Source organism: Thauera aminoaromatica, assembly GCF_000021765.1.
GTDB lineage: Bacteria > Pseudomonadota > Gammaproteobacteria > Burkholderiales > Rhodocyclaceae > Thauera > Thauera aminoaromatica.
On sequence record NC_011662.2, the window covers coordinates 563,341 to 577,375 of the forward strand.

General features: G+C 69.9%; 10 protein-coding genes and 1 pseudogene. 7 read left to right on the forward strand and 4 right to left on the reverse strand.

Annotated elements, in window-relative coordinates; genetic code table 11:
• Positions 1-78 precede the first annotated feature (78 nt).
• Positions 79-597, reverse strand: a complete 519-nt coding sequence (locus tag TMZ1T_RS02425) for a TetR family transcriptional regulator C-terminal domain-containing protein (RefSeq protein WP_261789192.1) — start codon at positions 595-597, stop codon at positions 79-81.
• A 30-nt stretch (positions 598-627) separates the two neighbouring features.
• On the opposite strand from TMZ1T_RS02425, the gene TMZ1T_RS02430 reads away from it, so the two are divergent.
• Complete coding sequence (locus TMZ1T_RS02430; RefSeq protein ID WP_004357889.1) at positions 628-1,989, forward strand: IS1380 family transposase; 1,362 nt, start codon at positions 628-630, stop codon at positions 1,987-1,989.
• 241 nt (positions 1,990-2,230) lie between these two features.
• Here TMZ1T_RS02430 and TMZ1T_RS02435 read toward each other — a convergent pair.
• Positions 2,231-2,401: pseudogene (locus tag TMZ1T_RS02435) on the reverse strand (TetR/AcrR family transcriptional regulator); the annotation flags it as partial.
• Positions 2,402-2,599: 198 nt separating this feature from the next.
• Here TMZ1T_RS02435 and TMZ1T_RS02440 point away from each other — a divergent pair.
• From TMZ1T_RS02440 to TMZ1T_RS02455, 4 genes are all read left to right on the forward strand, one after another.
• A complete protein-coding gene (locus TMZ1T_RS02440; protein WP_012584476.1) occupies positions 2,600-3,799 on the forward strand; it encodes an efflux RND transporter periplasmic adaptor subunit in 1,200 nt (399 codons plus the stop codon).
• Between the two features lie 11 nt (positions 3,800-3,810).
• Positions 3,811-6,966 (forward strand): efflux RND transporter permease subunit, encoded by a 3,156-nt coding sequence (locus tag TMZ1T_RS02445; protein WP_012584477.1) that lies wholly within the window; start codon positions 3,811-3,813, stop codon positions 6,964-6,966.
• Between the two features lies 1 nt (position 6,967).
• Positions 6,968-8,446, forward strand: coding sequence for an AdeC/AdeK/OprM family multidrug efflux complex outer membrane factor (gene adeC / locus TMZ1T_RS02450; RefSeq protein WP_012584478.1), 1,479 nt, complete (start codon positions 6,968-6,970; stop codon positions 8,444-8,446).
• A 241-nt stretch (positions 8,447-8,687) separates the two neighbouring features.
• On the forward strand, positions 8,688-9,821 hold the full coding sequence (locus TMZ1T_RS02455) for a CobW family GTP-binding protein (protein ID WP_012584479.1): 1,134 nt from the start codon (positions 8,688-8,690) through the stop codon (positions 9,819-9,821).
• A gap of 79 nt (positions 9,822-9,900) precedes the next feature.
• Here TMZ1T_RS02455 and TMZ1T_RS02460 read toward each other — a convergent pair whose 3' ends face one another.
• Positions 9,901-10,386, reverse strand: coding sequence for a hypothetical protein (locus tag TMZ1T_RS02460; protein ID WP_004265751.1), 486 nt, complete (start codon positions 10,384-10,386; stop codon positions 9,901-9,903).
• Positions 10,387-10,451: 65 nt separating this feature from the next.
• Positions 10,452-10,928 (reverse strand): bacteriohemerythrin, encoded by a 477-nt coding sequence (locus tag TMZ1T_RS02465; protein ID WP_004265753.1) that lies wholly within the window; start codon positions 10,926-10,928, stop codon positions 10,452-10,454.
• A 208-nt stretch (positions 10,929-11,136) separates the two neighbouring features.
• On the opposite strand from TMZ1T_RS02465, the gene TMZ1T_RS02470 reads away from it, so the two are divergent.
• The gene (locus TMZ1T_RS02470) at positions 11,137-12,591 is read left to right on the forward strand and encodes a DUF2868 domain-containing protein (protein ID WP_261789165.1); all 1,455 of its coding nucleotides are present in this window, start codon (positions 11,137-11,139) and stop codon (positions 12,589-12,591) included.
• Complete coding sequence (locus TMZ1T_RS02475; protein WP_012584481.1) at positions 12,588-13,976, forward strand: GTPase/DUF3482 domain-containing protein; 1,389 nt, start codon at positions 12,588-12,590, stop codon at positions 13,974-13,976. The genes TMZ1T_RS02470 and TMZ1T_RS02475 overlap by 4 nt, the downstream gene beginning before the upstream one ends.
• Positions 13,977-14,035: the final 59 nt, after the last annotated feature.

Here is a 14,035-nt window from a genome sequence, read left to right on the forward strand (position 1 = left end):
AGAGCAGTGCGCCGCTATGACTGGTCTAGGACTTGGTCATGCGTTCGTCAAGCCGAGGGGATGCCTGGTGCCGGAAGCTCAGCCCGGCTGGTCGAGCAGATCGTTGATGGCGAGCTGGATGCGCTGCGCCACGTGCTTGCGGTCGAGCTCGGGGTTGCGGATCGTGCGCAGCAGCAGGCCTTCGAACAGGGCTGCGAGCACTTCGACCATGTCGGCAGTTGCTTCCGGCGTGTCGTCGTGGCCGGCGGCGCTGCGGATGGCGCGGATGGTGACCATCAGTTCGCGCCGACACGTGGCGTCGGCCTCGCGGACGATCTGCGCCACGTGTGAGTTGCGCGCGGCCTCGGCGACGATCTCCACCTTCAGCGCTGCGCTGTCGGGGTCGAGCTGATCCAGCACGCCTTCGGCGGCGCGTTCGATCAAGGCATGGCGTACGTTGCAGGCGGCGCGCAGCTCGGCGGTCAGGGTCAGCAGGGTTTCAAGATCCTGCGCCACGATCGCGGCGATGATCGCCTCCTTGTTCTCGAAGTAGTGGTACCTGAATCCGTGTTCGCTTAGCCGGAAATCCAGCCTAACGCATTGATGTAATTGTATAATTACGCATCCGAGCCTTTCACCCAACCGACCATGCCGCGCTTCGAAGTCAAGCAATCCGCCAAGCTCAATCTGACGTCCTACTCGGGCCTGGCGTTGATCGGGCAGTGCTGCCAGGCGGCACAGGTCGAGGCGGTGATCGACCCGAGGCTGCCGGTGTCGCAGGGTATGCGGAGCTCGGACCTGGTCAAGTCGGTGGTGGGGCTGCTGAGCCTGGGCAAAAGCGACTTCGAGGCGATCGAGCCGTTTCGCGGCGACCGCTTCTTCAAGGAAGCGCTCGGGCTCGCCAAGGTGCCCGGCAGCGTGTGGATGCGCCAACGGCTCGATGCCCGCGCGGCCGAGCTGCGCGAGCTGACCGACGAGCTGAGCCTGCGCCTGCTCGAGCGCACCGAGGCGCCGATCACGGCGCACAAGGGCTACGTCTGCGCCGATCTGGACACCTTCGTGATGGACAACTCCGACACCAAGAAGGAGGCGGTCAGCCGCACTTACCAGGGCGTCGATGGCTACACGCCGATCGCGCTGTACCTGGGCAACGAGGGCTGGAACCTCGGCCTGGAGCTGCGCGCGGGGTCGCACCACTCGGCGCTGGAGACCGAGTATTTCTTCGAGCGCGCGTTCCCGCGCCTGCGCCGGGTGTGTGCGGCCGATGCGAAGCTGCTGTGGCGGGCCGACAGCGGCTTCGACAGCGCCCGGCTGCTGTTCGCGCTGGCCGACGAGCGCGATCGCTGGGCAGCGCTGGGGCGTTCGTTCGACTACCTCACCAAGTGGAATCCGCGCCGTCAGGACAAGACCGCCTGGGTGGACCGGGCCGAGGCCGCCGGCGTCTTCGAGGAAGTGCGCGCGGGCAAGCGGGTGGGGCTGCTGGACCTGAAGATCGACCGTGCCTGGAAGAAGGCCAAGCGCACGCTGCGTCTGGTGGTGCGGGTGACCGAGCGCACGATCGACAAGAAGGGCCAGCACCTGCTGACCCCCGAGATCGAGATCGAAGGCTGGTGGACCAGCCTCGAAGTGGCGATGGCTGACGTGATCGAGCTCTACAAGCACCACGGCACGCACGAGCAGTTCCACTCCGAGATCAAGACCGACCTGGACCTCGAGCGCCTGCCCTCGGGCAAGTTCGACACCAACGACGCGGTCATGCATCTGGCCGCGTTCGCCTACAACTGCCTGCGCCTGATCGGCCAACTCGGGCTGACCGGCGAGCTCTCGCCGATCCGTCACCCGGCCAAGCGCCGACGCATCAAGACAGTGCTGCAGGAGGTGATGTACCGTGCGGCGAAGTTCGTCGAACACGCCCGCCGCCTGGTGCTGGACTTCGGACGCGGCGTCGCCGCGCATGTGAAGGTGTTCACCACGGTGCAGGCGCGACTGTGCGCGGTGGCTTCGCCGTGATGCAAATCCGACGGCCAAATTCTCCGAATCGAGGCCATTTCGCTGCGGCGAAAGGGCGACGGCCGCGTGGGAGCAGGAAAATGACGTAGCGCACCCCCCGTAAGCCCGGCTCGCCGGGCCTCCGGGCCGTGAAAGGACGGTGCTCGGGGCTGCGGTGAGCTGAGATTGGGAGTCAGGCAGCAGAAAAATCATGCGCTGGGGCTCGCGGAGCGGGTACGCGCTGAAGACAACACGGATTCAGGTGGTAGATATGGCCGGCGCTCATGCCCGCGATCTTCGAGATCCGTGCGATGCTGGCGCCATGAAAGCCGCGCTCGCGGAAGCACTGCGCGGCGGCGGCGAGGATCTGCTGGCGACGGGCGGTGGCGCGCGAGGCTTCGGTAGTGTAGGGCGTGGGGTCCGTGATCTGCATGCTGCTCCGGTCAGGCCTTCGCTCCCGCCGGCGATGAACCACCGGGGCGGGACGATGTCCTTAAAAATCTTGCGATGCAGCAAACCATAACATAGAATGAGCGTTCGATCTAGAATAACCATTCTAATGAGCGGGATGTCGGCCAGCGATCAACAGTCGCACGCCGGTGTCGTCGTTTCTCGCGTTCACGAGGCTCCAATGAAGACAAGCTCCCAACCCCTTTTCAGGTCCGCGGCTGCGGTGGCGCTGAGCGCCCTGGTCCTGGCCGCCTGCAGCGGAGGCAAGGAACAACAGGGTGGCGCGCCGGGCGCCGGGGCGCCGCTGCAGGCGCCGGCGGTGACCGTGATGACGGTCGCCAGCGGCAGCGTGCCGATGGTGACCGAGCTGCCCGGCCGCACCACGCCCTATCTGATCGCCGAGCTGCGCCCGCAAGTCACCGGCATCCTCACCCAGCGCGCCTTCGACGAGGGCAGCGAGGTCAAGGCCGGGCAGGTGCTCTACCGCATCGACGACGCCCCCTACCAGGCTGCCCACGACAGCGCCAAGGCGGCGCTCGCCCGTGCCGAGGCCAATGCCCAGGTCGCGCGCATCAAGGCCGAACGCCACGCCGGGCTGGTCAAGATCGACGCTGTCAGCAAGCAGGCCAACGACGACACCCAGGCCGCGCTGAAGCAGGCCCAGGCCGAGGTCGCCGCGGCGAAGGCGGCGCTCGACAAGGCGCGCATCGACCTCGACTACACCCGCCTCAAGTCGCCGATCTCCGGGCGCATCGGACGCTCGGCGGTGACGCCGGGCGCGCTGGTCACCGCCAACCAGACGCAGGCGCTCGCCACCGTGCAGCAGCTCGACCCGATCTACGTCGACCTCACCCAGTCCAGCGCCGACATGCTGCGCATGCGCGCGGAGATCGCCGCCGGCCGCATGCAGACGGGCGCCAAGGGCGAGGTGCCGGTGAAGCTGATCCTCGAGGATGGCAGCGAATACGCCGTCGAGGGCCGCCTGGCCTTGTCGGAGGTGACGGTGGACGAAGGCACCGGCAGCGTCACCCTGCGCGCGAAGTTCTCCAACGCGGACGGCGTGCTGCTGCCGGGCATGTACGTGCGCGCCCGCCTGCCGCAGGGTACGCGCAGCGACGCGATCCTGGTGCCGCACAAGGCGCTCAGCCGCGACCCGCTCGGCAACGCGCTGGTGATGGTGGTGAACGCCGAGAGCAAGGTCGAGGCGCGCCCGGTGAAGGTGGCGCAATCGCTCGGCTCGGACTGGGTGGTGACCGGCGGCCTCGCAGCCGGCGAGCGCATCATCGTCGAAGGCCTGCAGAAGGCCCGCCCGGGCGCGCCGGTGCAGGCGCAGGAGGCCGGCGCCCAGCCCGCCGCCGCACCCGCGGCCACGGCCAGCTGAGGTAGCCGACCATGGCCCGTTTCTTCATCGACCGACCCATCTTCGCGTGGGTCATCGCCATCGTCATCATGCTGGGGGGCGCGCTGTCCATCCGGCAGCTGCCGGTGTCCCAGTACCCGTCGATCGCACCGCCCGCGATCGTCATCAACGCCAAGTACCCCGGTGCCTCCGCCAAGGCGGTGGAAGACTCGGTGACGCAGATCATCGAGCAGAAGCTCACCGGCCTCGACGGCCTGCTGTACATGAAGTCGACCAGCGACGCCTACGGCAACGCCTCGACCACGCTGACCTTCTCCGCCGACACCGACCCCGACATCGCCCAGGTGCAGGTGCAGAACAAGATGCAGACCGCGCTGCCGCTGCTGCCGCAGGCCGTGCAGCAGCAGGGGGTGACGGTCGCCAAGTCGGCGATGAACTTCCTGATGGTGGTCGGCTTCGTGTCCGCGGACGGCAGCATGGACGGCACCGACCTGTCCGACTTCCTCGTGTCCTCGGTGCAGGATCCGCTGTCGCGCGTCGATGGTGTCGGCGAGGTGCAGGTCTTCGGTGCGCAATACGCCATGCGGGTGTGGATCGATCCGGCCAGGCTGACCAACTACCGCCTCACCCCGGGTGACGTGCGCACGGCGTTGATGGCGCAGAACACCCAGGTGTCCGCGGGCCAGCTCGGCGGCGCGCCGGCGGTGCCCGGTCAGGGCTTCACCGCCACCATCACCGCGCAGAGCCGGCTGCAGACCGTCGCCGAGTTCGAGGACATCCTGCTGCGCAGCAGCCAGCAGGGCGGCGAGGTGCGCCTGAAGGACGTCGCGCGCATCGAGATCGGCGCCGAGAACTACGGCACCGTCGCCCGCTTCAACGGCCAGCCCGCTGCGGGTGTCGGCATCCGTCTCGCCTCGGGCGCCAACGCGCTCGACACCGCGACCGCGGTGCGCGCCAGGCTCGACGAGATGAAGCGCTATTTCCCCGAAGGCGTGCAGTACGTCGTGCCCTACGACACCACGCCCTTCGTGAAGATCTCCATCGAATCGGTGGTGATGACGCTGATCGAGGCGGTGGCGCTGGTCTTCCTGGTGATGTACCTGTTCCTGCAGAACTTCCGCGCCACGCTGATCCCGACCATGGCGATCCCGGTGGTGCTGCTCGGCACCTTCGGCCTGATGGCGGCCTTCGGCTTCTCGATCAACACGCTGACCATGTTCGGCATGGTGCTGGCGATCGGCCTGCTGGTGGACGACGCCATCGTGGTGGTCGAGAACGTCGAGCGTGTGATGACCGAAGAAGGCCTGCCGCCCAAGGAGGCCACCAAGCGCTCGATGGACCAGATCACCAGCGCGCTGGTCGGCATCGGCCTGGTGCTGTCCGCGGTGTTCGTGCCGATGGCCTTCTTCGGCGGCTCGACCGGCGTGATCTACCGCCAGTTCTCGATCACCATCGTGTCGGCGATGGCGCTGTCGGTGCTGGTGGCGATCGTGTTCACCCCCGCCCTGTGCGCGAGCATCCTGAAGCCGGTGGAGAAGGGTCACGAGCATGGCGAAGGCGGCCTGTTCGGCAGGTTCTTCCACTGGTTCAACGTCAAGTTCGAGCGCAGCACCAAGGGCTACGAGTCGGCGGTCGGCGGCATCCTCGGGCGCAGCGTGCGCTTCCTCGCCATCTACCTCGCCATCGTCGCGGTGCTCGGCCTGCTCTTCGTGCGCATGCCGACCTCCTTCCTGCCCGAGGAAGACCAGGGCGTGATGTTCAACCAGATCATGCTGCCCGCCGGCGCCACCCAGGAGCGCACCCTCGCGGTGCTCGAGAAGGTCGAGCACCACTTCCTCGAGAACGAGAAGGACACCGTGCGCGCGATCTTCACCGTCGCCGGCTTCAGCTTCGGCGGCAGCGGCCAGCACATGGGCATCGGCTTCGTGAACCTGAAGCACTGGGACGAACGCAAGGCGCCGGGCAAGGACGTCAAGTCGGTGGCCGGGCGTGCCATGGGCGCGTTCGCGCAGATCCGCGAGGCCATGGTGTTCGCCTTCGTGCCGCCGGCGGTGATCGAGCTCGGCACCTCGGGCGGCTTCACCGTGCAGATGCAGGACCGCTCCGGCCTCGGCCATGACGCCCTGCTCGCCGCGCGCAACCAGTTCCTCGGCATGGCGGCGCAGGACAAGCGCCTGGTCGGTGTGCGGCCCAACGGCCAGGAGGACATGCCCGAACTCAAGCTCGACATCGACCACGCCAAGGCCGGCGCGCTCGGCCTCTCGGTCGCCGACATCAACGACACCTTGTCGACCGCCTGGGGCGGCAGCTACATCAACGACTTCCTCGACCGCGGCCGCATCAAGAAGGTGTACCTGCAGGGCGACGCGGGCTCGCGCATGACGCCCGAGGACCTCGACAAGTGGTACGTGCGCAACAAGGCGGGCGACATGGTGCCGTTCTCGGCCTTCGCCACCGCGCACTGGACCTACGGCTCGCCGCGCCTGGAGCGCTTCAACGGCCAGCCCTCCATGGAGCTGCTCGGACAGGCCGCGCCCGGCTTGTCCTCCGGCGAGGCGATGCAGGCGGTCGAGGAGATCATGGCCAAACTGCCGCCGGGTATCGGCTACGACTGGTCGGGCACCTCGTACGAGGAGCGCCGTTCCGGCTCGCAGGCGCCTGCGCTGTATGCGCTCTCGCTGCTGGTGGTGTTCCTGTGCCTGGCGGCGCTGTACGAGAGCTGGTCGGTGCCCTTCGCGGTGATGCTGGTGGTGCCGCTCGGCGTGCTCGGCGCGCTGCTCGCCGCCAGCGGGCGAGGGCTGTCGAACGACGTGTATTTCCAGGTCGGCCTGCTCGCCACCATCGGCCTGTCGTCGAAGAACGCGATCCTGATCGTGGAGTTCGCCAAGGCGCAGATGGAGGAGGGCAAGGATCTGATCTCCGCCACGCTGACCGCGGTGCGCATGCGGCTGCGCCCGATCATCATGACCTCGCTCGCCTTCGGCTTCGGCGTGCTGCCGCTGGCGATCGCCACCGGCGCCGGCGCCGGCAGCCAGAACGCGATCGGCACCGGCGTGCTCGGCGGCACCATCGGCGCGACGCTGCTCGGCCTCTTCTTCGTGCCGCTGTTCTACGTCGTGATCAAGCGCATTTTCCCGGACAAGCCCAAGGGTGAGGCCGTGGCGCCGATCGCCCAGGAGGGACGTTGAGATGAAGACCCACGCAAAAGCCCTGCTCGTGCCGGATTCGGTGCCGGTGTCGAGCGCCCGTCGCGGGCGTGCAGCCACGCCGCTGCGCAGCCTGGTGGTGGCGCTCGCCGCCGCCACGCTAGGCGCCTGCTCGATGATCCCGGTGTTCGAGCGCCCCGCGGCGCCGGTGCCGGCGACCTTCCCGCAGGCGACGCCGACCGCGGCCCCGGTGGTGGCGCCCCTGGCCGACACCATCGCCTGGCGCGACTACTTCGCCGATCAGCGCCTGCGCGAGGTGATCGCGCTCGCACTCGAGAACAACCGCGACCTGCGCGTCGCCGCGCTCAACATCGAGCGCGCGCGCGCGCAGTACGGCATCCAGCAGGCGGACCTGTTCCCGTCGATCGCGGTCAGCGGCGGGCAGAGTGCGCAGCGCGTGCCGGGCGACCTGAGCATGACGGGTGACTCCAACGTCAGCCGCCAGTACTCGGCCAACCTCGGCTTCGCCAGCTACGAGCTCGATTTCTTCGGCCGCGTCCGCAGCCTCGAGGAGCAGGCGCTGCAGAACTACCTCGCGACCGAGGAGGCTCGCCGCAGCGCGCAGATCAGCCTGGTGGCCGAAGTCGCCAATGCCTGGCTTCGCCTGGCTGCAGACCGCGAACGCCTGGCGCTGGCGCACAACACCCGGCAGACCCGCCAGGCGTCGTTCGATCTCGTGCGGCGCAGCTTGGAGCTGGGGGCAGTGTCGGCGCTCGACGTGCATCAGGCCGAGACCCTGCTGCAGAGCGCGCGTGCCGATGCGGCACGTTTCGAGACCGTGGTTGCGCAGGACCGCAACGTGCTCGCGCAACTGGTCGGCGGCGGTGTCCCGGACACGCTGTTGCCGGACGGGCTCGAGCAGGCGGTTGCGACGGTGGCGGAGCTCCCCGCCGGGGTGCCCTCCGAGGTGCTCACGCGCCGTCCCGACATCGTGCAGGCCGAACGTGCCCTGCTCGCGGCCAATGCCAGCATCGGCGCTGCGCGTGCAGCCTTCTTCCCGCGCATCACGCTGACCGCCAGCGCCGGCACCGCGAGCAGCACGCTCGATGGCCTGTTCGACGGCGGCTCGGGGGCGTGGAGTTTCGTGCCGCAGTTGCGCCTGCCGATCTTCGAGGCCGGCCGCCTCCAGGCCAGCCTGGATCTCGCCGAGATCCAGCGCGACATCAACGTCGCCCAGTACGAGAAGGCGATCCAGTCGGCGTTCAGGGAAGTGGCCGACGCCCTCGCCGAGCGCGCGACCGTCGCCGAGCGCATCGACGCCCGGCGCAAGCAGGTGGCGGCGACGCAGAACAGCTTCAAGCTGTCCGACGCCCGCTACCGCGGTGGCGTCGACAGCTACCTGAGCCTGCTCGACGCCCAGCGCAGCCTCTACGCAGCCGAACTGGAGCTGATCGGCGTGCGCCTCATCGAGGCGACCAACCGCGTCGAACTCTACAAGGCGCTCGGCGGCGGCTGGCAGTGACCGCCCCTTCCCACCCACCGCGATCCGGCCGCCCGTAGGCGCGACGAGAGTCTCGACGCAGCGCCCATGTACTCGGCGGCATCGGTTGCCATCTGCAGCGCCGTATCGCGACTCGCGTCGCTCCTACACACGCCACTGCAAGCGCGGTGTTCCTTCGTAGGAGCGATGCGAGTCGCGATACGCCGCCTTGTGCTCGCGGCAGGCTTCTGATCGTCGGGTGCGCCGGCTACACTGCGGCGCCATGAACATTCCCGCGCAATCCGCCGACGTCGACCGCCGCATTCCGGTGACCCTCCTCACCGGCTTCCTCGGTGCCGGCAAGACCACCCTGCTCAACCACCTGCTGCGCCAGCCGCAGATGGAGGGCAGCGCGGTGCTGATCAACGAGTTCGGCGCCGTCGGGGTCGACCACCATCTGGTGGAGAAGGTGGACGAGAGCCTGGTCGTGCTCGACTCGGGCTGCATCTGCTGCAGCGTGCAGGGCGACCTGGTGCGCGCGCTCAAGAGCCTCTTCATGCGTGCGCTGCGGCGCGAGCTGAAGGGCCTGCGCCGGGTGCTGATCGAGACCACCGGGCTCGCCGACCCCGCGCCGGTGATCCACACCCTGATGGCCGAGCCCTTCCTGTCCGAGCGCTACCGGCTCGACGGCGTGGTGACCGCGGTCGACCTCACCCATGCGCGCGAACAGCTCGCCCACCACAACGAGGCGGTGCGCCAGGTCGCGATGGCCGACCGGGTGCTGCTGACCAAGGGCGATCTGGCCGCCGACGCGATGCGCGCCGAGGTGGGTGCGCTGGTGGCCGCGCTCAACCCCGGCGCGCGCCAGATCGAGGTGGCGGGCGGGGAGGTGGGGCCGGAGGCAGTGTTCGGCTGCGGTCTGTACGACCCCGCTGGCAAGACCCCCGACGTGGCCGCCTGGCTGGGCGAGGAGGCGGTGCGCGCCGCGCATCGTGCACCCGTTGCGCCGCTGTGGCGCAGGCCGGGCCGGAGCGGGGCCGGCGTTCACTCTCTCACGGCCGCGGAGCAGGAGAACTCGCGCCACACCCCCGGCGTGAGCGCCTTCGTGCTCGTCTTCGACGAGCCGCTCGACTGGTTCGGCTTCTCCGACGGGCTCGCCTTGCTGCTGCAGGTCTACGGCGGACGCATCCTGCGCATCAAGGGCCTGCTCAACGTCGCCGGCGACCCGCTGCCGCGGGTGCTGCAGTGCGTGCAGCACAGCGTCTATCCGGCGAGCAGCCTGCCGGCCTGGCCGGATTCGGCGCCCTACGACGACCGCCGCAGCCGGCTGGTGTTCATCGTGCGCGAGCTCGCCGAGGACGAGGTGATCTCCATCCTGGGCAGCTTCACCGGGCAGCTGCCGCGCCGCACGGACTGAAGGGACGAATCCGCCGCCGCCCGCGTTCGAGCTCCGGCCCCGCCGCCTGCGTCGCGGTCCCGCGGCCGGCTCGGCTTACTCAGTCGCAGCGCGCCTTGCACTCGGCGCCGCTGCAGTCCGCGGCCTCCACCACGCACTCCGACTTGGTGCGATGCACGAGGCGGTGGTCGTTCTCGTAGTCGCAGATCACGCGGGTGAGCGTCTTGACGCGCTCGACGCTCAGCTTCTGTGCCTTCGAGGCCTTGATCGAGGCCGCGTCGACGTTGCAGGACAGGTAGCCGTCGAACTTGCCGCCCTCGGCCTCCCACAGTGCGACGTTCTTCACTTCCTTGTAGTTCTCGAAGCTCGCGCAGGTGAGCACGTCGCGGCCGTACAGGCGGGCGTTGTCGCTGCAGTAGCCGGTGTAGGTGTACTTGAGTTCGTCCTCGGTCGGGCAGGGCTGGACCTGGGTCGCCGTGGACAGCGTGGGGCAGGCGAGCGCTTCGGCGTGTGCGGCGGTGGCGCCGAGGCTGCCGGCGAGGACGAGGGCGAGGAGGGCGAGTCGGACCGTGGAAGTGTGCTGCATCGTCGTGTTTCCGGAAGGGTGAGTCGGGTTGCCTGTGGAGGAGTCTGAGGCCTGGCCTGCCGTTCTTACCAGAACTTCCACCACCACTTGCGCTTCTTCATCGCCTGCTCGACGTGATCGGACCACTTGCTGGCTCCGCCGGCCTCGACGAAATACGCGCCGAAGCGCTTGTCCGCCTCGTTGATGTGGCGCGTGAGCCATACCTTGAGGAAGTGCAGGAGTTCGAAGGTGATGGTCGCCTGGCCGGAGTCGAGCTTGTCCTGCAGGGCCTGCACCTGGGCGATCAGGTCCTCGTGGTTCTGCTTGTGGGTGGCGAATTCGGGGTAATTCGACACCCGCATCAGGCTCTCCTCGACCGCGAAGTGGGTGCGGGTGTAGTCGGCGAGCTTGTCGAGGATCTGGCGCGAGGTGGTCGAGCCGTGGTGTTCCTTGATCGCGACGTGGAGCTGGTTGAGCAGCTCGACGAGCTCCTTGTGCTGCTCGTCGATCTCCTGCAGGCCGATGCTGAACTCGTCGGTCCAATGGAACAGGTCGGTACTCATGGGCGCGTCCGGTGGTGGGCGGAAGCCACAAGGCTAACGATTTTGGCTGGGTGTTTATTGATTGAGATCAATTCGCGCCCGGCTCAACCCATTTGCCATGGCGGATCGGCGCCGGATCCGTGCACAGGCGGTCGAGTCCATGCGCTTCGCCGGCGAGGTTGTTATCCTTCCGCTTCCCGACTTCGCCGACCTTTCGTCCGGACCCCGCGTGCCCACGTCATTTCCGCCGAACTCCCTGTCCCTGCGCTGGCTGGCCGAGCTCGTCCGCCGCCATGAAGAACGCCATCCGCCGCTCGACGAGGCGCGCGCGCACGCCGAGGCGCGTGCGGTCGCGGGCGATCTCGAGGCCCGCGTGCTGCGCCGCGCGGCCGTGCTCGAAGCCGCCGGCGGCTGGCGCGAGGCGATCCAGCGCTGGCAGGGGCGGGCGCGCCTGCTGCTGGTGCTCGCCTGCGTGCTCGCCTTCGTGTTCGGCTTCGGCGCCGCCGCGGGTGCGCTCGGCGACGGCACGCGGCCGGTGAATGTGGTGTGGACCCTCGGCGGTCTGCTCGGCGTGCATCTGCTGAGCCTGCTCCTGTGGCTCGCCAGCCTGATGCTGCAGGGACGCGCACAAGGCGGTGCCTTGCAGCACGGCGGCCTGCTCGGTCGTGCCTGGCTGGCCGTGACCGGCTGGCTCGACCGCAGCCGCGAAGCCGCCGACCTGCCGCTCGCGCTCGGCGGCCTGCTCGGCAGTGGCCGTAGTGCCGCGTGGGGCGTGGGCGCGGCCAACCACGCGCTGTGGTTCGGTGCCCTGTCGGGTGCGACCCTGGGCGTGCTGGCGCTGCTCGCCACGCGGCGCTACGGCTTCGTGTGGGAGACCACCATCCTGCCCGCAGACACCTTCGTCGCGCTGAGCGCGGCGCTTGGCGCGCTGCCCGGCATGCTCGGCTTTCCGGTGCCCGACGCCGCCACGGTACTGGCGAGCGGCGACGCCCCGATGCTGGACGAGGCCGGCCGGCGCGCCTGGGCCGGCTGGCTGGTGGGGGCGATGACGATCTACGGCGTGCTGCCGCGGCTGGCGCTCGCGCTGCTCTGCTTCGGGCTGTGGCGGCGCGCGACGCGTGCGCTTGCGCTCGACCTCGGCCGCCCAGGCTACGCCCGCCTGCGCCCGCTGCTGATGCCCGACAGCGAACGCATCGGCGTGCGCGACCCCGAGCCGGCGGCGATGCCCCACCCGCAGCGCCACGCCGCGGTCGCCCATGGCGACGGCGGAGCGGTGGCCGTGGCGCTCGAACTCGGCGACGACCTGGCGTGGCCGCATGCGCTCGCTGGCGCACACGACGCTGCGGTCGCGCTCGCCTGGCAGGACGGCGGCCGACTCGACAGCCGCGAGCAGCGCCGCAGCGTGCGCGCGCGCTTCGCCGCCCACCCGCCGGTGCGCCTGGTGGTCGCCGTCGATGCCCGCCAGACCCCGGATCGCGGCAGCCTCGGCCTCATCGCCGAACTTGCCGATCACGCGCAGGCGACCCGCATCTGGCTGGCCGGCGTCGATGCCGCGGCGGAGCAGGCCGGGCGGCTGCGCCAGTGGCGCGAGGGCCTGGCCGGGATCGGCCTGGGCGAGGCGGCGGCGCTGGCGGACGCGGGCGCCGCGTGCGGCTGGCTGGAACGGGGAGACGAGGCCCGATGAACGACATCCTGCGCGTGGCCGTGGTCGGCCACACCAACACCGGCAAGACCTCGCTGTTGCGCACGCTCGCGCGCGACGTGGGCTTCGGCGAGGTCTCCGATTCCGCCGGCACCACCCGCCACGTCGAGGGCCTGCGCCTGATGGCCGACGGCGTGCCGGCGGCGGAGCTCTTCGACACCCCGGGCATGGAGGACGCGATCGCGCTGCTCGAGTTCATCGACGATCTGGTCGACCCCGGCGAGCGTGTCGACGGCCCCGAGCGCGTGGCGCGCTTCCTCGCCCGCGACGAGGCCGCCGGCCGCTTCGAGCAGGAGGCCAAGGTGCTGCGCCAGATGCTGGCGAGCGACGCTGCGCTCTATGTGGTGGATGCGCGCGATCCGGTGCTGCCCAAGCACCGTGACGAACTCGAGCTGCTCGCCGCGTGCGCGCGACCGCTGCTGCCGGTACTCAACTTCATCGCCGATCCGGTGGCGCGGGCGGACGACTGGCGCGGCGCGCTCGCCCGCCTCGGTCTGCACGCGGTGGTCAGCTTCGACACCGTGGCGCCGCCGCTCGACGGCGAGCGCGAACTCTTCGACACCCTGGCGACGCTGATCCACAGCCACCGCGGCCGCCTGCAGGCCCTGATCGAGGCGCGTGCGCGCGAGGCCGCGGCGCGTCGCGAAGCCGCCCGCCGCCTGGTCGCCGAGCTGCTGGTCGAGCTCGCCGCGCGCCGTGACCGCCTCGCCGATTCCGAGGACGACGAGGCTGCGCTGCAGCGCGCGGTCGAGCGCCTGCGCGCGGACGTGCGCAGTCGCGAGCAGGCCTGCGTGGACGCGCTGCTGCGCCTGTACCGCTTCCGCGCCGACGACGCGCGCATGGCCGAGTTGCCGCTCGCCGACGGGCGCTGGGACGACGACCTCTTCAACCCCGAGACCCTGCGCCAGATGGGCGTGCGCCTCGGCACCGGCGCCGCCGCGGGCGCGGCAGCCGGCGTCGGCATCGACCTGATGACCGGCGGCCTCACGCTGGGCGCCGCCGCCGCCCTCGGCGCCATCGCTGGCGGCCTGTGGCAGACCTTCGGTCACTACGGAGAGCGCCTCGCCGCCAAGCTGCGCGGCCACCGCGAGCTCACCGTGGACGACGCCATCCTGCGCATCGTCGCGCTGCGCCAGCGCAGCCTGCTGGTCGCGCTGGACGGGCGCGGCCACGCCGCGGTGAAGCCCATCGAGCTCGATGCCGGGCGCGCAGGCATGCCGATGATCGCCGACCCGGTGAGCGTGCGCTGGCGCAAGGATGCATTGCCCGAGGCGATCGGCCGCGCCCGCGCCCACCCCGAGTGGGCGGAGGCGGACGGCGGCCACAAGGACGAGGCGATCGCGGAGCTCGCGCGCTCGCTCGCCTGAGCGACGCCCGTCGAGGACGCGCGCGGCCTGCCGGCTGGAGCGCCCGGATTCCTGCGTCG